The organism is Actinoplanes sp. NPDC051343 (assembly GCF_044455125.1).
GTDB lineage: Bacteria > Actinomycetota > Actinomycetes > Mycobacteriales > Micromonosporaceae > Actinoplanes.
The window spans coordinates 81959-106539 of the sequence record NZ_JBITEL010000014.1 but is presented as its reverse complement, the minus strand read 5'-3'; the positions used below and the strand labels follow the sequence as shown (position 1 = coordinate 106539).

Annotated in this window: 24 protein-coding genes and 1 pseudogene; 16 read left to right on the top strand and 9 right to left on the bottom strand. The window is 67.8% G+C overall.

All coding sequences use genetic code 11. The features are described from left to right. Window positions 1–16 precede the first annotated feature (16 nt). From ACIA5C_RS37470 to ACIA5C_RS37460, 3 genes are all read left to right on the top strand, one after another. Window positions 17–1021: a LysR substrate-binding domain-containing protein gene (locus tag ACIA5C_RS37470; RefSeq protein WP_396063707.1), complete on the top strand. Its 1005-nt coding sequence runs from the start codon at window positions 17–19 to the stop codon at window positions 1019–1021. 11 nt (window positions 1022–1032) lie between these two features. Continuing rightward, window positions 1033–1431, top strand: coding sequence for a VOC family protein (locus tag ACIA5C_RS37465; protein WP_396063705.1), 399 nt, complete (start codon window positions 1033–1035; stop codon window positions 1429–1431). 177 nt (window positions 1432–1608) lie between these two features. Continuing rightward, on the top strand, window positions 1609–2421 hold the full coding sequence (locus ACIA5C_RS37460; protein WP_396063703.1) for an SAM-dependent methyltransferase: 813 nt from the start codon (window positions 1609–1611) through the stop codon (window positions 2419–2421). A gap of 298 nt (window positions 2422–2719) precedes the next feature. On the opposite strand, the gene ACIA5C_RS37455 is transcribed toward ACIA5C_RS37460, so the two are convergent. From ACIA5C_RS37455 to ACIA5C_RS37445, 3 genes are all read right to left on the bottom strand, one after another. Next, on the bottom strand, window positions 2720–2941 hold the full coding sequence (locus tag ACIA5C_RS37455; RefSeq protein ID WP_396063701.1) for a hypothetical protein: 222 nt from the start codon (window positions 2939–2941) through the stop codon (window positions 2720–2722). Beyond that, on the bottom strand, window positions 2938–4299 hold the full coding sequence (locus ACIA5C_RS37450) for a DNA polymerase IV (RefSeq protein WP_396063699.1): 1362 nt from the start codon (window positions 4297–4299) through the stop codon (window positions 2938–2940). Before ACIA5C_RS37450 ends, ACIA5C_RS37455 begins: the two co-directional genes overlap by 4 nt. Before the next feature lie 190 nt (window positions 4300–4489). Next, a complete protein-coding gene (locus ACIA5C_RS37445; RefSeq protein ID WP_396063697.1) occupies window positions 4490–5548 on the bottom strand; it encodes an ATP-dependent DNA ligase in 1059 nt (352 codons plus the stop codon). Between the two features lie 538 nt (window positions 5549–6086). Between ACIA5C_RS37445 and ACIA5C_RS37440 the strand changes: the two genes are divergently transcribed. The 5 genes from ACIA5C_RS37440 (at window position 6087) to ACIA5C_RS37420 (ending at window position 11066) form a co-directional block, all read left to right on the top strand. Continuing rightward, complete coding sequence (locus ACIA5C_RS37440; protein WP_396063695.1) at window positions 6087–6668, top strand: DUF4360 domain-containing protein; 582 nt, start codon at window positions 6087–6089, stop codon at window positions 6666–6668. A gap of 31 nt (window positions 6669–6699) precedes the next feature. Next, window positions 6700–7293, top strand: a complete 594-nt coding sequence (locus ACIA5C_RS37435; protein ID WP_396063693.1) for a DUF4360 domain-containing protein — start codon at window positions 6700–6702, stop codon at window positions 7291–7293. Window positions 7294–7414: 121 nt separating this feature from the next. Next, window positions 7415–8002 carry a DUF4360 domain-containing protein gene (locus tag ACIA5C_RS37430; protein ID WP_396063691.1) on the top strand — a complete coding sequence of 196 codons (588 nt, stop codon included), beginning with the start codon at window positions 7415–7417 and terminating at the stop codon, window positions 8000–8002. Window positions 8003–8099: 97 nt separating this feature from the next. Continuing rightward, window positions 8100–10559, top strand: a complete 2460-nt coding sequence (locus tag ACIA5C_RS37425; RefSeq protein ID WP_396063689.1) for a hypothetical protein — start codon at window positions 8100–8102, stop codon at window positions 10557–10559. A gap of 54 nt (window positions 10560–10613) precedes the next feature. Continuing rightward, the gene (locus tag ACIA5C_RS37420; protein ID WP_396064075.1) at window positions 10614–11066 is read left to right on the top strand and encodes a TetR/AcrR family transcriptional regulator; all 453 of its coding nucleotides are present in this window, start codon (window positions 10614–10616) and stop codon (window positions 11064–11066) included. Window positions 11067–11482: 416 nt separating this feature from the next. On the opposite strand, the gene ACIA5C_RS37415 is transcribed toward ACIA5C_RS37420, so the two are convergent. Both ACIA5C_RS37415 and ACIA5C_RS37410 read right to left on the bottom strand, forming a co-directional pair. Continuing rightward, window positions 11483–11965, bottom strand: coding sequence for a CAP domain-containing protein (locus tag ACIA5C_RS37415; protein ID WP_396063687.1), 483 nt, complete (start codon window positions 11963–11965; stop codon window positions 11483–11485). A 623-nt stretch (window positions 11966–12588) separates the two neighbouring features. After that, window positions 12589–12849, bottom strand: coding sequence for a hypothetical protein (locus ACIA5C_RS37410; protein ID WP_396063685.1), 261 nt, complete (start codon window positions 12847–12849; stop codon window positions 12589–12591). 508 nt (window positions 12850–13357) lie between these two features. Between ACIA5C_RS37410 and ACIA5C_RS37405 the strand changes: the two genes are divergently transcribed. After that, window positions 13358–14287, top strand: a complete 930-nt coding sequence (locus ACIA5C_RS37405) for a G5 domain-containing protein (RefSeq protein ID WP_396063683.1) — start codon at window positions 13358–13360, stop codon at window positions 14285–14287. Window positions 14288–14548: 261 nt separating this feature from the next. On the opposite strand, the gene ACIA5C_RS37400 is transcribed toward ACIA5C_RS37405, so the two are convergent. After that, window positions 14549–14842, bottom strand: coding sequence for a hypothetical protein (locus ACIA5C_RS37400; RefSeq protein WP_396063681.1), 294 nt, complete (start codon window positions 14840–14842; stop codon window positions 14549–14551). 153 nt (window positions 14843–14995) lie between these two features. Next, window positions 14996–15706, bottom strand: coding sequence for a phosphotransferase family protein (locus ACIA5C_RS37395; protein WP_396063679.1), 711 nt, complete (start codon window positions 15704–15706; stop codon window positions 14996–14998). A gap of 202 nt (window positions 15707–15908) precedes the next feature. On the opposite strand from ACIA5C_RS37395, the gene ACIA5C_RS37390 reads away from it, so the two are divergent. Both ACIA5C_RS37390 and ACIA5C_RS37385 read left to right on the top strand, forming a co-directional pair. Further along, the gene (locus tag ACIA5C_RS37390; RefSeq protein ID WP_396063677.1) at window positions 15909–17084 is read left to right on the top strand and encodes an FAD-dependent monooxygenase; all 1176 of its coding nucleotides are present in this window, start codon (window positions 15909–15911) and stop codon (window positions 17082–17084) included. 144 nt (window positions 17085–17228) lie between these two features. Continuing rightward, a complete protein-coding gene (locus ACIA5C_RS37385) occupies window positions 17229–18938 on the top strand; it encodes a hypothetical protein (protein ID WP_396063675.1) in 1710 nt (569 codons plus the stop codon). Between the two features lie 378 nt (window positions 18939–19316). On the opposite strand, the gene ACIA5C_RS37380 is transcribed toward ACIA5C_RS37385, so the two are convergent. Then, complete coding sequence (locus tag ACIA5C_RS37380; RefSeq protein WP_396063673.1) at window positions 19317–19718, bottom strand: DUF2690 domain-containing protein; 402 nt, start codon at window positions 19716–19718, stop codon at window positions 19317–19319. 66 nt (window positions 19719–19784) lie between these two features. Further along, complete coding sequence (locus ACIA5C_RS37375) at window positions 19785–20123, bottom strand: hypothetical protein (protein ID WP_396063671.1); 339 nt, start codon at window positions 20121–20123, stop codon at window positions 19785–19787. Between the two features lie 131 nt (window positions 20124–20254). On the opposite strand from ACIA5C_RS37375, the gene ACIA5C_RS37370 reads away from it, so the two are divergent. From ACIA5C_RS37370 to ACIA5C_RS37350, 5 genes and pseudogenes are all read left to right on the top strand, one after another. Then, window positions 20255–21487: a low temperature requirement protein A gene (locus tag ACIA5C_RS37370; protein ID WP_396063669.1), complete on the top strand. Its 1233-nt coding sequence runs from the start codon at window positions 20255–20257 to the stop codon at window positions 21485–21487. Window positions 21488–21502: 15 nt separating this feature from the next. Then, on the top strand, window positions 21503–21721 hold the full coding sequence (locus tag ACIA5C_RS37365) for an SDR family oxidoreductase (RefSeq protein ID WP_396064072.1): 219 nt from the start codon (window positions 21503–21505) through the stop codon (window positions 21719–21721). A 141-nt stretch (window positions 21722–21862) separates the two neighbouring features. After that, window positions 21863–22102 (top strand): annotated as a pseudogene (locus ACIA5C_RS37360) (hypothetical protein); the annotation flags it as partial. A gap of 162 nt (window positions 22103–22264) precedes the next feature. Next, window positions 22265–23119, top strand: a complete 855-nt coding sequence (gene mshB, locus ACIA5C_RS37355; protein ID WP_396063667.1) for an N-acetyl-1-D-myo-inositol-2-amino-2-deoxy-alpha-D-glucopyranoside deacetylase — start codon at window positions 22265–22267, stop codon at window positions 23117–23119. A 236-nt stretch (window positions 23120–23355) separates the two neighbouring features. Continuing rightward, window positions 23356–24366, top strand: a complete 1011-nt coding sequence (locus ACIA5C_RS37350) for a hypothetical protein (protein WP_396063665.1) — start codon at window positions 23356–23358, stop codon at window positions 24364–24366. The last annotated feature ends 215 nt before the right edge of the window (window positions 24367–24581 follow it).

Here is a 24581-nt window from a genome sequence, read left to right as displayed (position 1 = left end):
TCCTGCAGAAAAGGCTATGAACCAGCCGTTGATGCGTCCAATGCGCAAATTGTTGTCGTCTCATATCGTCATGCGCATGATGTCGACGTCACGGCGCCAGTTGAAGGCCCTGCTGATGGTTGCGGATGAACTGCACGTGGGCCGTGCGGCCGAGCGGCTCGGCGTTACCCAACCCTCGCTCAGCCGGCAGATCGCCGCCATCGAGAAGGATCTCGGCATGCCGCTCTTCTCCCGGGCACGAAGGCGATTCGCCCTGACCCCGGCTGGTGAGATCGTGGTCGCCGGGGCCCGCGAGTTGCTTCGCCGGGGCGACGAAGTCGTACGCGACGCCAAACGCGCCCACGCCGGCGAGATCGGATCTGTTCGGCTGGGATTCGTCCAGTCGGCAACCTACGAAGTGATCCCGCGACTCATCAGCGCATTCCGCGCCGCATATCCAGATGTCGTCGTCAACGCACGCGCCATGACGACCCTGGAACAAAGCGAGGCCCTGCGCACCGGTCACCTCGATGCCGGTCTCGTCCGGCCCGTCACAGCGCTGCACGGATTGACGACGAGGGTGATCTCGCGCGACCCGCTCGTAGCAGCCCTCCCGGCCACCCACCGACTCGCGCGGTACGAAGGAGTTCCTCTCGCCGCGCTGGCCGACGAGTCGTTCGTGCTCTATTTCAGAGATTCGGCGCCGGTCGTCCATGACACGATCATCGGCTGCTGTCTGGCCGCAGGCTTCAGCCCACGGATCGTGCAGGAGGCGCAGGTCCAGACGATCCCCGCACTCGTCGCCGCCGGTCTAGGTGTCTCCCTTCTCATCTCGCCAACGCCACCGCACAATCCGAGCCAGGTCGTCTACCGTCCGATCCAGGACGACCTCCCGCTCTGGGACATGGCACTCGCCTGGTCGGCGAGCAACCAATCCCCGACCTTGGCCAGATTCCTTGCCGTCACCGAGGACGGCTCGCCACATGGCGACGAACGACGCCGGCGGGTCAGACACCACGCGTGGGTTGGGAGAACGTGGTGAATCATCGACCGATGCGACTTCGAATGGAACTGTTCGTCGAGGACATGGATGTCAGCGTCACGTTCTACCGAGATCTGCTCGGGTTTCGGGTGGAGCGTCGAGCCGACGACTACACGAGCCTCCACCGGGGCCTTGTCGTACTCGGACTCGGCCCGGTGGCGAAGCTGCCGGAGCAGGCCGCCGGGCAAGGCTTCACTCGGCACCTGCTCAAGGGCGCCAGGGGCGCCGGGGTAGAGATCGTGCTGGAACTCGACGACTTGGACGCGCTTCGAGCGCTCTACGAGGACTGCCGGCGGCGGGCGGTGATCAGTGAACCCCTCCAGATGCGGCCGTGGGGCCTGTACGACTTCCGGCTCACCGATCCTGACGGCTATTACCTTCGGATCACCCACGGCAATGCCGCGGCCTGAACCCCCTGACCTCTCCCGGCAACCGCCAAGCGGGACACTTCGCACGTGCGCCTGAGCGGAGTCCTTCCGTTTCGCGGTCATGTCGTCTGGTTGACGCCCGAACAACGAGGACGACCGGGGTTGCGGGCATCGATATGGTCCATGTGGATGCGGTTCCGGATCGAGAGGGTTGGGGTCATGTCAGAGGAGACGAAGGTCCCCGGCGTTGACACGAGCCGGCCGAGCGTCGCCCGGATGTACGACTACTATCTCGGCGGCAAGGACAACTTCGCCGTCGACCGCACGGCCGCCGACTCGATGATGACCTCGGTCCCCGAATCAGTGCAGATGGTCGCGTCCAATCGGGAGTTCCTCGTCCGGGCCGTGCATCACCTGGCCGCACAGGCGGGGATCCGGCAGTTCCTCGACATCGGCTCAGGCCTGCCGACCCGCCGCAACGTCCACGAAGTAGCGCAGGCCGCCGCCCCGCACAGCCGAGTCGTGTACGTCGACCACGACCCCCTTGCCGTGGCGCACGGCCAGGCGTTGCTGGCGATCAACGAGAACACCCGCTACGTCCAGGGCGACCTACGCGAGCCACCGAAGATCCTGGACGAACCCCAGGTACGCGCACTGATCGACTTCGACCAGCCGGTAGCGGTCCTGCTCGTCGCGGTCCTTCACTTCATAGGTGATCACGATGACCCCGCGCGCATCCTGGGCCTGCTGCGAGAGCGCATGGCGCCGGGCAGCTACCTCGTGATCTCCCACATCCTCGACGACCCTCGCCCCCACGAGATCGGCCGGATTCTCAACGCCGCCGGCGCGCCCCGATGGTTTCCGCGTACGCGCGAGGAGATTCTTCCGTTCTTCGAGGGCTTCGAGCTGATCGGGCCGGGTCTGGCTCTGCTGCCGCGCTGGCAGGCACCGGGCGCCGAACCGACCGAAACGCGGCCGGACGGTTCAAAGGAACTGCGCTGGCAGGTAGCCGGGGTCGGAAGCCGCAGCTGAGCGTCCCCGAACACCCAAGCGGTCGACGGAAGTAAACCGGGACAGGATTCGCGACATCCGAATCCCGGTCCATGCGCCGGCCGACGATGTCACGCTGGATCAGGCCGTCGACCGCCTGGTCGATGGCGCGGGCGACCACCGGCGGCAGCGGAACGGCTCATCGCAGGACGAGATTGATCAAGAGGGTCAACCCGACCGACAACAACACCGACACCATGATCATCCCGAGGCAGCCGAACGGGCCGCCAAGGAACCTGACGTTCGTGTTCCCGATACGCATCAGTACCGGTTACCCCGGCTAGCCATGAACATGCCTCGCCTCAACGCTCTGGGGCTGCTTGAGCGCGGGAGGTTGTTCTCCGGGCTTGGCAAACCAAGCCGGGGCATCAGCGGGAAGAGTGGTGTCGATTCGCAGCTTCGACATGGCGTCGAGTTCCGGAAGGCCGTCCGGATCAAACCAGCCGACCTCGGTTGATTCGTCATCGTTCACGCGTGGTTCGCCGCTGACCGGTGCCTTCACTTGCCGGGCGATGTCCAATCAGGTGGTTCGGCCGCGTGCAGCGCCGGGTCGTCGGCGGCAAGGGTACGGACCGGGCCGGGTCCTGTGGTGGGCCCTTCGAAGCGGACGCTGACCAGGCCGCGGCCGCTGCCCCAGACCCATCCGGGCCCGTGGACGTCGTGGCGTACATCCTGCCCCGGCCTCCAGAGCCCCACCGTCGCCGCGGTGTGCTGATCGCCCGGCTCTCTGCCCGGGACCGTGGCAGGTTCTTTGCTGGTTTCGTCGGGCTCGGGTGTGCCGAACAGGTCGTCCTGGACGAAGTCGGCCAGGGCGGTGACACCGACGCCGAGCAGCCGGATCCCGGCGGAGGTGTCGACATCGGCCAGCAGCCGGCGGGCGAGTTGGGCGATCAGGCGCGGCTGGTCGGTGGGCTGGGCCCGGGTGGTCGAGCGGGTGATGGTGGTGAAGTCGTGATGGCGGACTTTGATGGTGACCGTTCGGGCCGACATCCCGCCGTCGCGCAGGCGGCCGCCGACCTTGGTGGCGAGCAGGTCGATCTCGGTGCCCAGGCGGGCCCGGTCGGTCAGGTCGGCGTCGAAGGTTTCCTCCGCCGACACCGATTTCGCTTCGCGTTCGCTGACGATCGGCCGGTCGTCGTCGGCGCGGGCCAGCCGGTACAAGCCCGCGCCGTGAGCTTGTCCGAACCAGTCGAGCAGCTGCGGCAGCGACGCCCCGGCGAGCTGGCCGATGGTGTGGATGCCGCTACGGTGCAGCCGGTCGGCGGTGGCGGGCCCGACACCGGGCAGCCGGGTCACGGGCAGCGGGTGCAGCAGCGCGTTTTCTTGCCCGGCGGCGGCGATGGTGAGCCCGTTCGGCTTGTCCAGGTCCGAGCTGATCTTCGCCACGAGTTTGGAGGTGCCGACGCCCACCGACGCCGTCACCCCGCCCGTGGCCGCGGCGATGGACGTCTTGATCTGCTCGCCCAGCGCTCTTATCCCGGCCGACGACAGCTCGTGGCCACCGGCGGCGAGGTCAACGTACGCCTCGTCGATCGACACCTGTTCGACCAGCGGCGACAACTCGCCCAGCAATGCCATGACGACCTCGCTGGTCTTGCGATAAGCCGGGAAGCGGGGCGTCAGGAACGCGGTGCCGGGCGGGCAGCGGCGCCGGGCCTCCGCCGTCGGCATCGCCGAACGGGCCCCGAACCGGCGGGCCTCGTAGGAAGCGGTCGCCACGACACCGCGGCCGGCGACCCCGCCGACGATGACCGGCCTACCTCGCAGCGACGGCTTGTCGCGTTGTTCGACCGCGGCGAACATCGCGTCAAGGTCGACATGCGCGATACTCGCCTCCCGCCGCACCGCCACCTCCACCACCGTGCCGTGTCCTCGAGCAACTCCAGTGTCCGCGCAAGCACCCGATGGACAACCCGAGATCCAGGTCATGGGCGCTGACACCGTGCGGTGGCCGCCGAGCCCAACGCTACGCAACCAAAGATTCGAGTACCCCGCCGGACGCGCCGTGGCCGGGGCCGACGCAGGGACCGAGGCCGTGCTTTCGGGTCGCTTACCTCGAGGCGGCGACGTCGTCCGCCAGCCGATTCGTGGGTGAAGACGTGCCCGAGGCGCTCACCCGGATGTCGTCGGGGCGCAGGTCGAGTCGGGTACGGACGTACCGGCAGCCATGCCGGATCTTCCCCAAGGTGCCGTCGAGCGCGGTGTCCACCTCCACCTCGGCGACGACGGCCGGCTCGACCGGGATGTAGGTCGACGTCGGCGAGCCGGGCCTGCCGGCCGACCAACTGGCGGGCAACGGGCGCGGCCACGGGTGGCCTGAGCCACCGCCCTGAAAGGTCATCCCGCGCAGCACCTCGGTGAGCTCTCGCCGTTGATCGGCCGTGATCGGATGCGTTTGTCCGAGGTATCGCAACACCTGGCGTCCGTCGAACCGCCCGAGCAGGAGCGAGGTCGGCCGGGCCAGGGAGCCGGTGATGCCACCGATCACGTACTCAGCGGTGGTACGGGCTCGAGTCTTCGTCCATCCGGCCCGGCGGGACTGGTAGCGGCCGTTGACCGGTTTCGCGACGACGCCTTCGATGCCGGCGACCGCGGTCTGCGACATCCAGTCCTGCGCGACCGCGAGGGACCCGGTCTGCGGGCAGACGGCGATCTGGGCCGGGGCGCCGGCGAGCAGCCGTTCCAGTTTGCCGCGTCGCTGCGACAGCGGCTGGTCGACAAGCTCGGCGCCGCCGCCGTCACGTAGCAGGTCGAACGCGACGTAATGAGCGGGGTGGCGTCGGATCTGCTGGTCGAGCGCACGGCCCGCGATCAGGCGGCGTTGCAGGCTCGAGAAGTCACAGCGACCGCGGACAGAGTCCCAGACGATGATTTCGCCGTCGATGACGGCTCTCGGCGGCAGCACCGCGGTCAACGGCTCGACCAGATCGGGGAAGACCGCCGTGAGATCAGCACCGTGACGCGACTGAACGCGTATTCCGTCGTCGGTGCGCCAGATGATCGCTCGGAAGCCGTCCCACTTCATCTCATATGCCAGTGGAATTCGTCTGGGCTCGGGCAGCTGGCGGGCCGGAGTCGCGCTGACCGGGCGGACAGGCCAGCGCAGCATCGGAGTCCCTCCACGGTCGGACACCCGACGCTAACCGAGCCATCGCGAGCTTGACCTGGGAAAACACCGTTTTGGCGAGAGTTGAGAACCCGCCCAGGAAGGTGATTTGAGCGCGTTCGGTTCGGGCGACGCCCATCCGGGGACGAACGTCCGGAGCAACCGAAGCTCGGCTACGCAGCGTCGACGATGTTCTCGCCGTGCACCACCCGGAAGAAGCGGTCGCGGCCACGGCACGGGTGGGCTCGGCGGAGCGATGCGGGGACGCGAGCTAAACCACCGGATCGTGTAGAAGATCACGGATTGCCTGCACGGCCGACAAGCAGCCTGCTACTCATTCTTCTGACGGCGATTGCGGTCTGGCGGCGACAGGTCGACGTGGCTCTGCGGGGCGCCGAATTCGGGTGACAGCGACGTTTGCCGCTGCCACCTAATTGCGCGTGACCGCCGTATTCGTGGCGAGACAGCAAGTGTCCGACAATTTCGCAATCCCCATGCGTCACATGTGAATGAGAGGATCCCCATGTCCAGGTTGAGGCGGATGATGGCCGCAGTCGTCGGAGCATCGCTGATCGTGCCGCTGATCCCATCGGCGGCGCAGGCGCGGCCGCGACTGATGGACCCCGCCGTCACGCTGCGGGTCGTGGCTGTCAACGGCAGCGGTTGCCCGGCCAATTCGAGCGTTACCACCGACGTGCCGGACAAGACGGCGTTCTCGGTGAGTTTCAGCCAGTTCAAGGCGACCGGCGGCAGCTACAAGAACTGCACGCTCACGATCAGCGTCGGCATTCCTGCGGGCTGGACGTATTCGGTGTACGAGGTCGTCAATCGCGGCTACGGCGTTCTCGACAACGGCGCGGCCGGCCGAATCCTGATGAACTCGTGGTTCACCGGTTTCCCGTGGACGCTGCGCGCGGACAAGACGTTCAACGGGCCGTACGACGACTTCTGGCAGACGGACAGCGCCGCCAGTGCGCTGACCTTCGCCCCCTGCGGCGCGTCGGCCAATTTGATTCTCAACGACACGCTGCGGGTCGCCGGGCCCGCGACGAGTTCGATGGAACTGTTCGCGCAGGACGCCCGCGTATCGACCACCTTCCTTCTGAAATGGAAGCAGTGCTAATTCCGGCACCACTACTGTAAAAGGAGTTCTCATGTTCCGTACGAAGAAGGCGGCGGCATTGCTCGCGGGGGCCCTGCTCGGGCCGCTTCTCCCGGCGGCGGCCCAGGCTGCGCCGGCGCCGGCGCCCGCGATCACCCTCAAGGTCCTTGGCGCCTTCGGCAGCGGCTGCCCCAAGGACACCACCGACGCACAGCCCACCGCGGACAACACCGCGTTCAGCCTGGCCTACAGCGCGTTCCGGGTGTCCGGCAACGACTACAAGAGCTGCAAGGTGTCGGTCCGGGTGGCCGTACCCCAGGGCTGGACCTATGCGGTCACCTCGGTGATCAACCGCGTGACGCCCAACCTGGACAACCACTCGTCGGCCAAGTTGCAGATGAACGCGTGGTTCACCGGGAGCCCGTGGAACGCATCGGCCGACAATTCCATCAGCGGTCCGGACACCAATCTCTGGACCACGACGAGCACCGCCGGCACGCTGGTTTACGCGCCGTGTAACCAGTCGTTCGACCTGAACGTCAACAACACGCTGCGGGTCAACGGGAACGCCTCGAGTTCCGCCGAACTCGTCGACACCGACACGCACGCGTCGACGATTTTCAACCTGTCCTGGAAGCACTGCTGACATTCGAACGCCTACCGGCCGGCAACAGGGCTTCCTGTGGCCGGCCGGTGACTTACCGCCGGGGTTTCCGTTGTGGATAGTGAGCCGTCCGGCAAGCGCCGAGAAACAACAAGGGGTTCCCGTGTCTGGATTGAAAATCATCGTGGCGACGCTCGTCGGCACTTCCCTACTCGTGCCGTCCACCTCGACGCGTCCCCACCCACCGCGGACACAACCGCAGCTCACCGTGAAGCTGCTCAGCGCGAACGGCAGCGGCTGCCGCCGCGGTACCACCGCGCCGCCGGTCGACGCGCTCGTGCTGCCGTCCGGGGCGGTCGCCGTACGGTATCGGGGTTTTGCGGTCTCCGGTAACGACTACAAGAGCTGTGTTCTCTTCGCGAGCGTGGCGACCCCGGCCGGCTGGACCTACCTGATCCCCTCGGTGTCCAATCAGGCCGCGGTCACCCTCGACGCGACTGCAACCGCGAGCCTTTCGACAGCCATGTGGTTCACCGGCGTCGACTGGACCGTACGCGAGACCAAGAAGGCGACGGGCCCGCAGGCCGGCGTCTGGAACACCAGCGTCGTCCCCCGCCAGGCGGCGTGGGCCCCGTGCGGCACGTCGGTGAACCTGGCGATCGCCGAAACGATGCGCGTCGCCGGAAGCCCCGCGAGCACCGCCAGCCTGGTGGCGACGACCTTCGGCCCCCCGAAGTGGCGGCGATGCTGACCCGGAACCAGGTTGCGCGCAGCGTCGCGAAACATCGGGTCTCTGACTGACCCGGGCCTGCCGCCGTGGTACACCGAACCGTCGGCAGGAGACAGCCATGACCGGATACTTCCGCACCGAGACCTCCGCGTGGACCGAGCTTCGAGTGCACGGGGTGTCCGGCACGCCGCCGCAAGGCATTCTGGAACAGCCGGAGGTGCACCGCGTCTCCGGCGACGCGACGAGTGGCTTCTACCGGCGGGTGTGGCCGGCCAGGATGGTCTCGGCTGACAACGCGACCAGGACGCTTGAGGCGTACTCATGGGGTGGTCTGACCTCGGGCACGAAACTGCGTGCGCTCTGGCTGCTACTGGTTCCGTTCCTGCTGGTGAACGTAGCGTTTTACGCCCGGCCCGCGGACCGCCGTGGTCGGCTCAAGAGAGCCGGCGATCTGGTCCAGCGCCTGTTCGCGCTGAGCGTTACCGCCACCCTGGTGATGGCGCTCGTGAACGTGTCAATGGACTTCGGCGGCTGGCAGTGCGGGGCGTCCTGCCACACCAGCTGGCTCGGCTTCCTGTCCTGGAAATGGCTGGACGGCCCCGACCGGCGGATCGCGGTCCTGGCTCTGGCCCCGCTCGCGGTCATCGCGCTGTTGTGGCGGCTGGCGCAGCGCACCTGGTGCGACACCGAGGCCACCCCCGTACCGCAGGCCGACCCGGACGGCCAGCAGTCGCTGCTCGAGAACCGGCGCATGTGGAACAGCGCTCGCCCGGTGCGGCGGCTGCGGGCTGTCCACATCAGCGCCGCTCTCTGTCTGGTCGGCATGTTCGCCCTCGCGCCGTTCGCACGGGACTGGCCGTCGCTGCACGCCGGCGGCGCCGTGCCGTGGCCGAAACGCGGCGCCGAGGTCTTACTTGCGCTGACGCTGTTACTGGCCCTGGTCAGCCTCGCGCTCGCCTGTCTGCCCAGCATGTCGGACCGTCCGGGTTCGGAACTGCCCGCTGCGAATCAGGACGTCGACGACTCCCCCGCGGATGTCGGCGACACCCCGGCCGACCAGCGTCGCAGTCGGCTGATCGCGGCGCTGCCCTGGGTCGTGCTCGGTGTCCTTGTCGTCTCACTCGTCTGGCTCTTCGTCGCCCGGCCCACAGTCACCGGCACCCCAGGCGACAAGCGGACGGTGCTGCCCTGGCTGTCGATGGCCATCGACGTCAGCATCGCCGCGCAAGGTGTCCTGCTCGTCGCGATGGTCGGCGCGCTGATCGCCATGCGGCCGAAGAAGCCGGACCCGGCCGTACCGCCGGCCTGGGGCGGATTCGCCGCGGCGGTGCTGATGCTGTTCGGCTCGGCTCTCAGCGGCACCTACGCCGCCGCGCTGGTCCTCGCGGTGGCCCACCTGATCGGCAAGCCTCAGCCCCGCCAGCAGGGCATCGACCCGCTGGTCACCTCGATGCCGTACTTCTGGGCGGCCGCTCTCGCGGTGCCGATCTCCCTGGCCGCGCTGGTGGTCGGCGGTATCGGCTTCTGGCGGCTGCGGCGCTCAGCCCGAACAACGCTGCTGCCCATTGTGGAGAAGACCTACGAGAACCACATCCCGTACCCGAAAACGCCGGCCGTCGATCTCGATCCTGATCAGCGACGGGCCAAAAATGCGGCAGCCGCCCGGGCCACGGCCATCTCCCGAAGTTGGGCGACGGCCACCCTCGACGACACCGTCCGCTTGTTCGTCGCCTGGTTCGTCGGCGTGACCATTTTGCTCATCGTCGCCGCGGCCGTCGGATTCTTCATCGATCAGACCGCGATCACCGACACGTTCATTCCACGGGCGCTGGCCAACATCGGGGACTGGCTGGTCGGCTTGTTCGCCGCCGGGCTGGTCTACGTCGGTCGGCAGACCTTCCAGAACGTCAGTACCCGGCGGCTGGTCGGCGTGATCTGGGACCTCGGTACGTTCTGGCCGCGGGCCGCGCATCCGCTGGCCCCGCCGTGCTACGCCGAGCGTGCAGTGCCGGAGCTCATCAACCGGGTCGCCTTCCTCACCGCCGACCGAGGCCGGGTCGTCCTGTCGTGTCACTCCCAGGGCGCCGTTATCGGCGCGGCCGTGGTCAACCAGCTGACGTACGCCCAGAGCTCGCGCATCGCGTTCCTCACCTACGGCGCCCCGCTGCGCCGCCTCTATGCCCGCTTCTTCCCGGCCTATTTCGGCCCGCAGGTGCTCTCCCGCACCGCGGATCTGCTCCTGAGTGACTCACCCGACCCGACCCACGAGCTCACTCCGTGGCGCAACCTGTTCCGGCACAGCGACCCGATCGGCGGCGCGGTGTTCGCCGGAACCCCGTCCGGCGCCGACCCGGCCGACGTGCTCCTGCTCGACCCGATGTTCGCCAAACAGCCCGGCAACATCGCCTATCCGGACACGCTCGGGCACTCGTCGTATCCGGACGACCCGGGATGGGACGGCATCTTGAAGGCCGTCATCGAGAAACAGGAGAAAGCCGAACGGCGTCGCGGCCGAGCCACCGCGGGCGCTGCCGGCCCCCCTGCCCCATCGGACGAGCCGGTCGAGAGCGGAGCCTGACGCCCTCCTCAGCCCTTCCTCCTCCCGAGGAAGTCGACAAGCGCCTCGTTCACGATCTCCGACGCCTCGAGCTGTGGCCAATGGCCCACACCCTCAATCGGCAGGAACCCCTCAAGGGCCGGCGCGATCCGGGCGACATCCGAGCAGGGGTTGGACTCGACGTCGATCGCCGATCTGACCCGCCGCCTGGGCATCGGACCGCCCAGCCTGTACGCGGCGTTCGGGGACAAGCGCGCCCTGTTTCTCGAGGTGCTGAACCTGTACTACGACCGCCTCGTCCAGTTCCTCGACCAGACGCTGGAGGTGCCGGGTGCCAGACGGGACGCGATCGCAGCGATGCTGCTGGGCATCGCGCGGTTCTACTCGACGCCCGGACTGCCGAGGGGTTGCATGGTGAACACCGTGGCGGCGCCGACCGGCGAGCCGAGTTGCGGTCGTCCGTGCAAGAGCGGCTGCGACGCGAGACGCGCGCGGCGGCCGATGCCGGTGAACTGCCGCGAGATATAGACCCGGATGCGCTGGCAGCGGTGATCTGGACCACCGCACCGTCCTGATAGGACGCGTCTATCACATTTGATCGACCAGTCTCATCTGCGGAGAGACACCTCATGGCGTGGAAGAGAAACTCAGATGGACAGGGGCTCAGTGCGAGCTGGTGCTGCCTTCGGAGCGGACGTGGACGATGCGGACCGGGTCGGTGGCTAGCCACCCACAGCTGCCTGCGCTGGTACGCGTCCAGCGCGGCGGGCCCGGGCCGAGGGCACCGTGGTCTACCTGGAGAACAGCTTCTTCGTCACGTGATTAACGCTGACGGGCCCGTAGCCGCGGGCGGGTTGAGCACCGGAGTAGAACCAGCCCGACCATCGTCCAAGGTGAACAGCAGCCGCCGGAGCCCTCCTACCCGGTTCTTCAACAGAACCGTTTCAGGCACCGAAGTCCTGGACGATATAGGGGGTGCCGTCGGCGGCCAGAGTGACTCCGACCCCGACCGTGGTCGCATCGCAGTTGAGAAGGTTGGCCCGGTGCGGCGGGCTGTCCAGCCAGGCCTTCACGACGTCTACGCCGGTGCGGTAGTCGAAGGCGATGTTTTCGGACAGCGGGTGCGGATAGCGCGCGGCTTGGTCGCGGGAGATGAAGCTCGCACCGTTGGCGCCGGTGTGGCGCAACACGCCCTTCTGTGCCATGTAGGCGGAGTGGGCGGCCGCGGCCGCGGCGAGCCGGGCGTCGATGTGCACTGCCTTGCAGCCGTGCAGCTCTCGCTGTTTGTTGGTCAGGTAGACGATGTCACCCTCCAGTTGCGTCGTGTCAACCACCGCCTGCGCCGGTGCGGCGATCATGATAGAAAACAGCGAGCTGGTACAAACGGCGGTGATCAAGACGAAACGGCGGACGATGGGGAAGCGCATGTTTCGCGAGCCTCTCTTCGGTTCGCACGGGTGCACCGGCGAGAAAGGGATTGGATTCGATGAACCGGCCCGTGAAGTCGCGGATGAAAAGGAAGCGGAAGCCCCCAGCGGTCAACGGGCAGCATTTCAGGCCGGCGGATAGGCCGTTTCGGGGCGCCAACAAACGGGCACGACGCATGTTTGACCGAAGTGGCCGCACTCCTTCACCGAAGCCGGCCTGCCGCCGTGAACGGATGGCGGCGAGAATGGGCGTCTGTAGTGAGCGTCGTGCGCCGCCACCGACGCTATGTCCAGCTGCTCCACCCAAAACAGCGGGCGGCAACTGTGAATGGTGCGGTAAGCGATGGGCGACGACAGATTCGTCATAAGCTTCGCCAACCCGGCGGTGCAGGCAGAGAAGTGTCGGAGGTAGAACGCGAGTATTCACCGACGCGGGACCTCAGCGGCGCTGGTGGTGCCCACCCCTATGATGGATAATGTTTTGGAACCGCCGTGAGTAGGATGCAGTGCAGTACAGTGGCTTTGATGGTTGCGCCACCGTAATTAGCAGTAGCTGCCTCTTGGCTGGCGCGCGACGCCAAGACGTGGGCGCGGGGTTTTGGGGCGAGGAAAATCAGGTGAGCTCAGCTGGGCGCCATTTTCGTGCCCATGGCGGCCGCCAGGTCGGCGTGCAAGTTGGCGAAGCCGGCCTGATGTCGGCCTTGCAAAGTCGACTTTGCGGCAGGTAGCACCGGCTTGATGCTGATCCGGGTCCGGAGTACCCCCAGCTTGGCTGTCATGTGCTCGGCTTTCACGCCGACCTTGACCTTGGTCCCGTCTACAGCAAGGCTCGTGATAGCGGTGCCAGCACCAACGATAATCCCGATAGCGTGAGTGATCTTCACGTGAACTCCCTGTCAAAGCCGACCTGGCCCATACAACTTAGGCACTCCGCTGATCTTCCTCAAGCCCGCCTTTATGGATCACCGGAATGTGGTCGTCCATACGGACGGCAAAAAATGTGGTCCAGCGCTCCTGAGCCCGACGGTACGGATGCGGCGGGAGGGCTCCGACAGCGAAACTGAGCCATTCATCTGCGATCCTCGATGGTAGATTGCGTACGTGGAGGACATTGCTCCGCAGGCGGCTGGGCGTTCTGCACCGTCATTGCTGGCGCGGATAATGAGTTGCAGGTCACTAAATTGATCATGGCGACATCGTCGAGACGACGTCGCCCGATTGCCGGCCCCGGCCGATGTCCGATGCTGACGGTCTAATTCGATGTTTCAGGACGAGCTGTATGCCGCGATCGTCAACACCTGCCCGTCGTAAACATTCTCCGACGCAAGCCCGCAATCCGACACGGCCCGCACCGGTACTTGCCCAGTGCCGCGGAGGCAGCACAATGTTGGCGTGGAGAAATACCTGATAAGCAACTTGAGATACGATTTGCCTGACGTACCTGAGAAGTCGCGCTGGGCGGGACTACCTTTCGGCCTTCGGGTGGCGATAGGCGCTACGGTCCCGATGCTTGCGGTCGGCGGCATAGCGGCCGGCATGGCAACGATGACCGGCACCGGCGCTCCCGAGTCGCATTTCGTCACGGCGGAGAATGGAGCCCCTAAAGACGGCGCGGCGGGTGGCGTCGCGGCAGTCGACGAATCGGCGAGTAGCAGCGCAGCGCCCGACGACCCGGCCAGCCTCGAGGCGACGGCGAGGGCAACGGCGACCGCGACCGCGACCGCGACCGCGCCCACGGTGCCAGTGCCGCTGGCCACGGACAACCGGATCACGCACCTAGCTCGATCAACTGCGGATCCGGCGCCCGAACGCGCGACCCCACACGTCCACTCAAGCGGGTCTCGAGTCGCCGACAACCCGGCCGCTGCACGAACGACTCCACCGGCGACACAAAGCGGCCCGGCCACCAAGGTATCCGCCGATCCGGTGATCACCACCAAGGCCGAGACCGAGGTCCACAAGATCCCTTACACGACCCGGTTCGTACACGACCCCAAGCTGCCGATCGGGGTCAGGTGGGTGCGGTCCTCGGGGACCGCCGGGCGGCGAACTGTGCGCTTTCTCGTGACGCTGACTAATGGACATCAGACGGGACGTCGCGTGGTGAGCTCGATCGTCACCCGCGAGCCACGGCAAAGGATCATCGCGCTCGGTGACCGGAACCTCAACCAGTTTGACGATCAAACACCTGGCGCCGGCTTCGGTTGGGGACACGAATCCTGGCAAGACCGCCACCGGGATGGCGCCGACTACGATGGACTCTGCGGCCTGCTGTGCACACCATGGGGACGCAGCGCGTCCTATTCGAGCGAGCGACCCTAACCGGCCGCAAGCGCGAGCCCGATCCAGCCCGACGGCGGCGCCGAAGTCATCGAGGTAGACAGCAGTCGCCTGACCCCGGCACATCCCGGGCTTCGCAGCCACCCCGGGGGCTGCGGAGCCGGCGGCGTTGATCAATTCGGGCACGCCGCCGCTACCCAAGGCGTACGTGCTCGCACCGCAAACCTGTCGCCGGCGTCCTCGGCCTTCTCGATCACCAGCAGCGGGGGGCGACCGTACGGCACGCGAGTACGGCGAGGCCGGTCACGGACGAGGCGAGACCCGCCGCCATCCGCGCTCGTCGCGCCGAGTGGTCGCGGCCACGCACCGGGGACAGATCCAGCCGATCTCGTCCCGGTCGGTGAGGACGTCCGTCGCCCGGAAGTCGAACGGCACGTGCGGGAAGCGCACCAGTCTCGTCCGGCTCAACGCCAGACCGCACACCGTCTGATTGGTGCCCGGCAGCCAGGCATGCACCTCGCCGGCCGGCACGCGTACGCCGTCCGGCCCGGAAGCCTGGCTGGAAGCGGCCGTGGCCGCGCCTCTCACTGGTGCCATCCTCCCGGCGTTCCCGTTCAGCGGCCTCCTACACGCGCGGGCGGCGGCTCAACCCAGGCGCGGAGGCAACCGTGCCGGGAAACAGCGAGCGACCATGCGGACGCTGGTGGACGGTGGCGTGGTGGTGAGGTCTGCGGCGGTCGGGCTGAGTTCCTACGCCAGGGCGGCGGTGAATACGCGTTCGAAGCGGGTCACGAAAGCCTTCTCCGTAGATGTCCACGCCAACACCTCGGCCGGTGGGGGCCCGGCGATCACGGGCGGCCCGTTGGAGGCGCGTCCGGTCCAGAATCGCTCGTTGCGTACGAGACGTTCCTGGACGGCGTCCATCAGGTCATTGCGTTGATCTGTGGAAAGTCCGTAGGCGTCGGCCAAGACCCGGACCTGATGCGCTTGACTGGTCGGATCTCCCCGGGCTGGCTTTGACGAGATGCACCATGACCAGGCCACATAGGCGACGTCTTCGAGTGGGTCACCGACGGCGGCGAAGTCCCAGTCGATGAAGGCGATCGGTCGACCGTGATGAAAGACGGTGTTGTTCGGACCCGGGTCGTTGTGGCAGATCACCGGCCCGTCGCCGAGACGTTGGGCGAGGGCTCGGCTTGCCTCGTGGAAGCGGCGCAACAGGGCTCCGGCGGCCGCGACCTGGTCATCTGTCAGCGCGCCCCACTTCGCGGGCACATCCCCTCGCAGGAAGGTCAGGATGTCGCGGTCAAGCTCGTCGCGGCCCAGGTACTTCGGGGCACCGTCGAAGCCAGCCTCAGCCAGATGCAACAACAGCGTCCTCGTGAAAGGCGACTTCGGTCGTCTTACCGTTTCACCGATCTTGACGACTCCGGCGGTCAAGCGCCCGCCGCCCAGAATCACCTATCCGCGACCACTCGCTCAGCCTATGCGCACTGGCCGGGCAAGGGATTGGTTCGCCTGGGGCGGAAGAGGCTGGCCGGCTTACGGCGGAACGGCGGGCCGGAATCGCTTGTCACGGACCGGTCGGTCCAGCTGGCGACCGTACGATCGGGGCAGTTGTCCGGACGGGTGAGCGGGGGGCGTGTTGAGCAGCAGGGTGTTGGTGTCAGGGGCAAGCATCGCGGGGCCGGCTCTCGCGCACTGGCTGCGCCGGCGCGGGGCCGAGGTGACCGTGGTGGAGCGGGCACCCGAGTTGCGTCCCGGTGGCCAGGCGGTGGACGCGCGTGGGGTGGCCAAGGAGGTGATTCGGCGGATGGGGCTGGACGCGGCCGTACGCGCGGCCCGGACCGACACTGCCGGCGCGTACAACGTCGACGTGGACGGGAACGTGCTGGAGACCTTCCGTGCGGACGACGACGGCGGCGACGGGTACATCGCGGAGATCGAGATCCTGCGCGGGGACCTGTCCCGGGTGCTGTACGACGACACCCGCGACGGCGTGGAGTACCTCTTCGCTGACCGGATCGTCCAGCTCACCCCGGACGCTGACGGGGTCGACGTGGCCTTCGAGGGCAGCGGCCGGCGGCGCTTCGACCTGGTGATCGGTGCGGACGGGCTGCACTCGGCACTGCGCGCAATGGTCTTCGGCCCGCACGAGCGCTTCGTTCGCCACCTCGGGCGCATGATGGCCTTCTACACCGTGCCCAACGAGTTCGGGCTGGACCGCTGGCTGATCGACTACCAGGAGTCCGGCACCGGGCGCTCCGCCGGCCTGCGGCCCATCCAGGACGCCACCCGGGCGATGGCCATGTTCTCCTTCCCCGCGGCCGATCTCGACGTCGACTACCGCGACGTCGCGGCCCAGAAGCGTCTGCTGCGCGGGCGGATGGCCGACCTGGGCTGGTTGACCCCGCGCATTCTCGCGCACCTGGACGACACCCCGGACTTCTACCTGGACCAGGTCGCCCAGGTGGTGATGGACCGCTGGTCAAGCGGACGGGTCGGGCTGATCGGGGACGCGGCGTTCAGCTCGTCGCCGCTGTCCGGGGCGGGCACCGGGCTGGCCCTGGTCGGCGCATACCTGCTGGCCGGAGAGCTGGCCGCCGCCGGCTGGGACCCGGAGGCCGGGTTCGCCGCCTACGAGCGGCGGATGCGCCCGTTCGTCGAGGCCAACCAGCAGATCGGCCGGTTGCACGCTCGCAGTCTCGACGTCGGCGGGGCGGACGCCGCGCCCAGCCCGGAAGAGTGGCCCGTCGACCTGATCGAGCGTGCGATCAACGGAGTCGAGCTGCCCGACTACGCGGGGGTGCCGGAGTCCTCGGCCTCGGACCCTCGATGACCACCCCGCTGTGCCGATGGGCACCAGCTCTGTCCATATATTGGGGTCATGAGGCTAGTACGCGGCCGGCGAGCAAGTGGTGCGGACGACCGGGTACACAGTCCGCTGGAGCGTCGGCTGATCAAATCTGTCACTGACGGTCGTGTGCTTGATCTGGCCGGTGAGGGGCCCGTCGACGAGGCAGCAATGCGGTCGTGGGGCGATGACCGGACGATCTCGGCATCACTCATCCGTGAGATTGTCCGTGGCCGTGTGGCCGGCGAGCCCGATCCGCGCGGCCTGCGGCTACGCGGAGCCCGGATCACCGGTCAGATCGACCTGGAGAACATCACCAGTGATCTGGCACTGGACCTGCGGGACTGTCTGCTGTCCGGTGGCCTGAACCTCCGCAACGCCCAACTGCTGTCGGTTGTCCTAACGGGATGCCGGATCGAGCAGTCCGCAAGTTCTGGGGCGCCAGTCGACGCCACACGCTTCGCCGCGCGCGTGTTCTCACTGGCCGGAAGCACAGTCACCGCTGCATCTGTCGTCGGTGCCGTTCGTCTGGCTGCTGCCCGCGTCGGCACGGTGGACTGCCGCGGAGCGATGCTGGAGAACACGACCGGGCCGGCTTTGGATGCTGACGGCATCCAGGTCGATCAGAGCATGTTCCTGCACGACGGTTTCGCTGCTAGCAGCGCCAGCGAGCAAGGCACGATCCGACTGCTCGGCGCCCATATCGGTGGCCAGCTGAACTGCAGCAGGGCGCGGCTGAGGAACACCACCGGGCCAGCCCTCAACGCCGACAACCTCCAGGTGAAACAGAACGTGATGCTTCGCGGCGGGTTCACCGCTGCCAGCGCGAGCGAGCAGGGGACGATCCGCCTGCTGGGCGCCCACGTCGGCACATTGGATTGCGGCGGAGCCCACCTGGAGAACACCGTTGGACCGGCCTTCGACGCCGACGGCCTCCAAGCCGACCGGGACGTTGGTCTCGACGACGGGTTCACCGCTACCAGTGCCAGTGCCGAGGGCACGGTCCTGCTGACCGGTGCCCACATCCGCGGCCTTCTGGCCTGCAACGGGGCGCGCATGGGTAATACGACTGGCCCGGCCTTCGTCGCGACCGGCCTCCAGGTTGACCAGGACGCCATCTTTGACGGTGGGTTCGTCGCGACCAGCGCTGGTTCTCCCGTCGTGCTGATGCTGGCTGGTATGCGGATCGGTGCGGCTTTCCGTTTCGACACGGCCTCGGCGATGCGCGCGGCACCGACCCATGAATCGCTGATCGAGTTGGACGGACTTACCTACCCTGGATTACCACGGCCTGCTTGCCTGCGGAGTTGGCTAGCTCTGCTGCGTGAGCACACCCCCCGCTACACCTCGCAGCCCTATCAGCACCTCGCGGCCGCTTACCGCGCGGCGGGCCATGATCGAGATGCCCGCACGGTCCTCATTGCCCAACGCCGAGACCAGATCCAGCGCGCAGGACTGGCCGCCTCCGAACGCGCTTGGGGACGCCTCACCGGCATCACCCTCGGGTACGGCTACCAGCCTTGGCGCGCACTGCTCCTGCTCTTCGCCACGCTTGCCGCCGCCGTCACGCTGAGCATCATCGGCGGCAACCACGGTGGCCTTGCCCCCAAATCCGCCGCCGGTACGGTCACAGCCTCATGCACCACCATCGACCAGATCGGCATCGGCCTCGACCTGGGCACCCCGCTGATCAAAACCGGTGCCCACGAGGGTTGCCAATCCACCCACACTCCCATCGGTCAAACGCTCACCGTCATCGGCTGGGTCCTGCAACTGCTGGCCTGGACCTTCGCCACCCTTTTCATCGCCGGTTTCACGAGCGCAGTTCGCAAAATCTGATCACCGCCTGGCACTGGGTACGCGTTCCGGAGCTCCTATGTAGGCGGTCCGGCGGGACGACAGCTGAGGTGGGATGGGTTCCCGTGTGGCGGGTGAGTGACGTGCCTCTGAACAGGCTGGACGACCTCAGCCCGGCCGGGGGTCAGCCGTCTTCTTCCTGGCGGATCCGCTCGCGGACAGCGGCTGCGCGCCGGTGTTCCCGGCCGGCGCCGACCGCGTTCGACTCCACGTGCGCTTTCGTCACCACGGTCGGGTCCTGCGCGGCAGCGGGTGGTTACGGTGCGTAGTTCGCTGGTATCGGCGCGAACAGCCACGGCTCGAGTGCGGACGGAAATCTTGTGTACCGCTGGTGGGACGTCGAGAGGGCGCAATGACCCCCTAGTACCAGGCGGTGCAGTAGTTCGCGCCATCCAGACAGGCCCGTGCGAGGTAGCCCGCATCGTTCACCATTACCGTGTAGACGCTGGTGGTCCCGGCGGCGACGCGGTCGGCGGCTTCGTAGCCGATGTTGTTGTAGATATAGGCGTAGTCGCCTTCGGCGCCGTTGCGGACGCGCGCCCACGCCGCACGGCAGGTCCGGCTGTAGCGCAGCTCGATCGTCCGGCCCAGCGCGACCACGCTCTTCGCCGTGATGGCGTCGGCAGCACACCCGGTGGTCTGCGGGTCCTCGTACGTGCAGGAACTTCCGTAACAGGTGGCCGCGTGGGCCGCCGTCGGTGTGACGAACAACGTGACCAGTGCCGTCCCGGCGGCGGCGACCGTTCCCACAAATTTACGCATTGCCGTTCCTCCCCGTTCCTGACCATTGCCATCGATATGCATTGATCGGCGGCTCGTGTTTTCAGGCTAGGACCGCAGCCACTGCCGGTCACGACACCCGTTCAGGGAACGGAACGGGTGTCCGCACGAACAGGGACCGTCCATGTAGAGCTCGGCGCACGGACGACCCGCAGACCGGAACCATGCCGCCCGGCCCGCCAGACCGTCGCCGCCACCTTCGACGGCACCACCCACCCGGCGATCGGGGAACTTGCCGGCGATCCCAGCGTCGGCCAGCCGCACCCGGGGAGTGCAGGTTGACGTGCTTGCGACGAGCAGGCCGACACCCGGCTCGCCGAGCGACTCGATGACCGAGGCCACCCAGCCGGTCAGCCCGCCCATTCTTTGCAGCTCCGCCTCAGCCATCTCACGTTTTATCGGGTCGACCTGAACCAAACCTGACGATGAACTGCGCTGTAGGCGATGCCGGCGCGGGTTAGGCGGTGCGTCCCGGGTACTTCGTCGCTGGAACACGCCACGGCGGATCGGGAGATGCCATGACCCACGGACACGACCGGCTCGGCGATCGCCACGAGGAGCTCGACGAGGAGGAGGCCGAGCAGGTCGACCCGGTCCGGCCACCGGACCTCAACCAGCAGTCCGACCGCTCGGCGACCCGGCTGGAGCTCTTCTTCGATCTGGCGTTCGTGTTCTTCGTGGCCCGCTGCGCCGAGATGCTGGCCAAGGACCAGAGCTGGCACGGCGCGGCGGTATTCATCGGTCTGCTGACGATCGGCTGGTGGGCATGGACCAGCACGACCCTGTACGCCAACCGGTTCGACACCGACGACGCAGTGTTCCGGCTGCTCACGCTGACCGCGATGGCCGGTGTGGTGGCGATGGCGGCCGCGGTGGACAAGGTCGACGGCCCGACCGGACGGTGGTTCGCGCTCGGCTACGTGCTGATCCGTCTCGCGTTGATCGCGGGGTATGTGCGAGCGTGGTGGCACGTCCCGGGCGCTCGCTCGACCGTGCGGCTCTACCTGGTCGGGCATACCTTGGGCGCCGGAATCTGGCTGGTGTCCGTGGTCGTCTCGGCGCCGGGCCGTTACTGGTTGTGGGCCGCGGGGGTGCTCGTGGACGTCGTGTGGCCGACCGCCACCGCCCGGTTGAAGGACGCCGTCCCGCTGCACGTGGAGCACCTGCCGGAACGTTTCGCTCTGTTCGTCATTCTGGTGCTCGGAGAGGCCGTCGCCGGGGTCGTGACCGGTCTGCACGACGGCGACTGGCAGCCGTCGGTGGTCGTCACGGCGTTGCCCGCGTTCCTGGTCGCCGCCGCGTTGTGGTGGGTGTATTTCGACCTGTCCGGCGGGGCCGCCAAGCGGCGCCTGACCAGCGAGGGTGAGGACGTCACCAAGCACGGCGTGCACGACTTCTACGTGTACGTTCACCTGTCGTTGACGATCTCGCTGGTCGCCGTGGCGGTCGGGCTGGAACACGCCGTGCTGCACGGCAGCGACGCCCACCTCGCCCCGGGCCCCCGCTGGCTGCTCGGGATCGCCGTCGCCGGCTACCTGTTCAGCGCCGCGGTGATGCAGGCGCAGCTGGGCCGGCGGGTTCGCGGAGCGCTGCTGTGGCCCGGAGTCGGCGTCCCTCTGACCCTGGTGATCGCCGTCCTCGACCTCGCCCCGGTCGCCACGACGGGTCTGCTGGCCGCCGTCCTGATCGCGGGTGTGGTGACCGGTTTCCTGCTGCACCGATCCGGCGAGGTACGCACGGCTAAGGTTTGACGTTTGCCCAGGCAGGTGTCGTCCCTGGCGCGCTCGCTCGGCCGCGACCTGCTGCCGGCGGGCATCCGGGTCAACGCGGTCAGCCCCGGCCCGATCGCCACGCCGATCCTCGACAAGGCCATCCCGCGGCCGTTGCCGACGCGCTGCGAGCGATTCCGCGACACCAACCCGAGCTCTCGTGGACTTCGACGATTGCCGAGCCGCAATGGATGCCATGGTCATCGCTCGCCGTGAAGACGGGCTTGCCCGGTGGTGGATCGAGCAATATGTCGACCGCGTCGTCGTAGCTGTACGGGCCGGAAAGTGTCGGCGCCGGGTCCGGCATCCCTCTATCAATCAGCCCGAGCGTCATGAGGGTGTCGAACTGTTGGTGGCTCGACCAGCGCCAGCGCCAGCGGGGCCGCGCTGCTACCCGCATCGCTCTGGTACGACGGTCCGCGGCTGCGGATCCGGATCCACCCGGAGATCGTCCCGGGCCGTGAGGGCGCCACCCGGGCCCGGGTGGCGGCGATGACGCAGGAGTTGACCGACGTCTTCACGGACGCCGTCCGCCGGCATCCACACGACTGGCACGTGCTGCAACCGGTCTGGCCGGCCCCCGCCCACCAGGGCTGAGCTGAGTGGCGCTGAAACTCACCGACATGACCGTGCTCAGCGCGTACGGGATTGTGTTGCTTGGTTAGATTTGTTCGTGGTGATCCTTCCCGTCCGCACTCGGACCCCTTGCCCACCGACGTCTTCCGCAATGTCGCGAACTTCGCGAGAGGTGACAACCCCATGACGATCGACCGGCGCCTCATGCTGGTGCACGCCCATCCCGACGATGAGAGCAGCGGCACCGGGGTGACCATGGCCCGGTATGCGGCCGACGGTGCCCAGGTCACGCTGCTCACCTGCACGCTGGGCGAAGAGGGCGAAGTTCACGTCCCCGCCCTCGCTCAGCTGGCCGCCGGCGAGGCCGATCAGCTGGGCGGCTGGCGGCTGGCGGAGTGGGAGCGCGCCTGCACCGCGCTCGGTGTGACCGACCGGCGGTTCCTCGGCGGCGCCGGCCGCTACCGCGACTCCGGGATGATGGGGCTGGACAGCAACAAGCACCCCCGGGCGTTTTGGCAGGCCGACCTGGAAGAGGCCGCGCAGCTGTGCCTCGAGGTGATGCGTGAGGTGCGCCCGCAGGTGCTCGTCACCTATGACGAGGAGGGCCTCTACGGCCACCCCGACCACATCCAGGCGCATCGGGTGGCGATGCGGGCCGCCGAACTGGCCGGCGAGCAGGGGTTCGGGCCGCAGAAAATCTATTGGACGGCCATTCCGTACGTGCAGCTCACCAGCATGATTCAACGGTTCGCGCAGGACCCCGGCAACCCGTTCGACGCGATCGAGAAGCCGGAGGACTTCCCGTTCGGCCGGCCCGACGAGGAAGTCACCACGCGAGTGGACGGCGCCGTCTGGGCCGGCCAGAAGATCGACGCGTTGCGCGCCTACGCCAGCCAGATTCCGGCTGCGTCGCCGTTCCTGGCCGCCGATGCCGGCGAGTGGATCGCCGCCGAATACTTCGTGCTGGTCAAGGGCGAGCGGGGCGCCGGCAGCGGCCCGCACGGCTGGGAGGACGACCTGTTCGCCAACGTACGCTGACCGGCGCCGCCAGCTGGAGCGGCGCTGGCCGGCGCGGCTCGTCCGGCACGCCCAACCGTAACCGCACCGGGCACTTGGCGTGCGGATGGCCGCGCTGTACGCGGTGATGGGTGGTGCCCAGTCTCATTCCCGCCGAGTTGCGGACAGACGCCAGCGGTGTCTCGTCCGAAGTCCTCGCATTGCGTGAATCGCACCGGCGGAGCACACGGCCCGGTCGAGAGCACTATGTTGGGCCGGTGCTCATCGCTTCCCGCGGTGGCCGGCCGCTGACCACGGTCACCGACGGCGCGGCCTACCTTCAGCTGCTGGCGCTGTCCGGCGTCGGCACCGTCCTGATCGTCCGGGCCTTCCTGGGCCTGGCCGGCTATCCGCAGGTGGGCGGCGCCTCCCTGCACATCGCGCACGTCCTGTGGGGCGGTCTGCTGATGCTCGCCGGCCTGCTGTGCGCCCTGCTCTTCGCCGGTGTCGGCGCGCGGGCCGCCACGGCCGTACTGGGTGGGGTGGGCCTGGGTCTGTTCGTCGACGAGGTCGGCAAGTTCATCACCCGGCGCAACGACTACTTCTACCGGCCCGCCGCGGCCATCATCTACCTCGTCTTCGCCGCGCTGCTGGTGTGCGCCTCTCAGCTGCGCAGACGGCGGGTGGTCGAGGACCGGCACCGGTTGGCGACCGCCGCGCAACTGGCGTCCGCCGGGGTGACCTCGGGGTTGACCAGCCGGCAGCGGCACGCTGCGGAAGAGTTGCTGGCCGGGCAGGAGGGCGAGGCGGCCGAGGCCGTGCGCAGGCTGCTCTCCGCCGCGCCGCACCGCGGGCACTCGCAACGGGTGCAGGACCTGTTCGACCGGACGGAGGCGGTCGCGCGACGGCTGCTCGACGGGCGTTGGTTCACCCCAGCGGTTCTGGGCCTGTTCATCCTGTCGCGGGTGGTGGTGGCGGTAGTGTTCGTGAGCCAGGCGCTGTCCCAGACGACCGGCCACGACCTCGGCTCCGTCGCTGAACCCGGTGCGATCGCCGGCGGGGCCGTGTCCCGCAGCGTCGCCCTGGCGTGCGTGGTGGCCGGGCTCCTGCGGCGGCGGGCCGACAAGCGCGCGGCGTACGGCTGGTTTCGGGTCGCGGTGCTGGTTGAGCTGCTGGTGAGCCAGATCTTCAATTTCACCGACAGTCAGTTCGCCGCGGTCGGCGAGCTGCCGTTCAACTTGCTGGTCCTCGCGGTATTGAGCTATCACCTGCGCCGGCCGGGCATCTGAGGACGCGCGAGGCCCCTTCGGAGCAACGGGGCGAACCCGGCTTCGGCTGAGCCGCTTCAACCGATATGCACGCCTCGCGATTGCCGCCCGCCGAATACTTGGTGTCCCGGCGGCCGGATGCGTGGTCGACTGTGGGCCGGATGCTATCCCCTCGACCCGCCGGAGCTACCTTCTGTATCACTGCCCTGACTGAGTCTGACCGTACCTCTTCCGGT

Coding starts and splice junctions, on each gene's coding strand:
- ACIA5C_RS37470 (WP_396063707.1), top strand. CDS start 17: ATGAACCAGCCGTTGATGCGTCCAATGCGCAAATTGTTGTCGTCTCAT.
- ACIA5C_RS37465 (WP_396063705.1), top strand. CDS start 1,033: ATGCGACTTCGAATGGAACTGTTCGTCGAGGACATGGATGTCAGCGTC.
- ACIA5C_RS37460 (WP_396063703.1), top strand. CDS start 1,609: ATGTCAGAGGAGACGAAGGTCCCCGGCGTTGACACGAGCCGGCCGAGC.
- ACIA5C_RS37445 (WP_396063697.1), bottom strand. CDS start 5,548: ATGCTGCGCTGGCCTGTCCGCCCGGTCAGCGCGACTCCGGCCCGCCAG.
- ACIA5C_RS37440 (WP_396063695.1), top strand. CDS start 6,087: ATGATGGCCGCAGTCGTCGGAGCATCGCTGATCGTGCCGCTGATCCCA.
- ACIA5C_RS37435 (WP_396063693.1), top strand. CDS start 6,700: ATGTTCCGTACGAAGAAGGCGGCGGCATTGCTCGCGGGGGCCCTGCTC.
- ACIA5C_RS37425 (WP_396063689.1), top strand. CDS start 8,100: ATGACCGGATACTTCCGCACCGAGACCTCCGCGTGGACCGAGCTTCGA.
- ACIA5C_RS37415 (WP_396063687.1), bottom strand. CDS start 11,965: ATGCGCTTCCCCATCGTCCGCCGTTTCGTCTTGATCACCGCCGTTTGT.
- ACIA5C_RS37400 (WP_396063681.1), bottom strand. CDS start 14,842: ATGGCACCAGTGAGAGGCGCGGCCACGGCCGCTTCCAGCCAGGCTTCC.
- ACIA5C_RS37380 (WP_396063673.1), bottom strand. CDS start 19,718: ATGCGTAAATTTGTGGGAACGGTCGCCGCCGCCGGGACGGCACTGGTC.
- ACIA5C_RS37375 (WP_396063671.1), bottom strand. CDS start 20,123: ATGGCTGAGGCGGAGCTGCAAAGAATGGGCGGGCTGACCGGCTGGGTG.
- ACIA5C_RS37370 (WP_396063669.1), top strand. CDS start 20,255: ATGACCCACGGACACGACCGGCTCGGCGATCGCCACGAGGAGCTCGAC.
- mshB (WP_396063667.1), top strand. CDS start 22,265: ATGACGATCGACCGGCGCCTCATGCTGGTGCACGCCCATCCCGACGAT.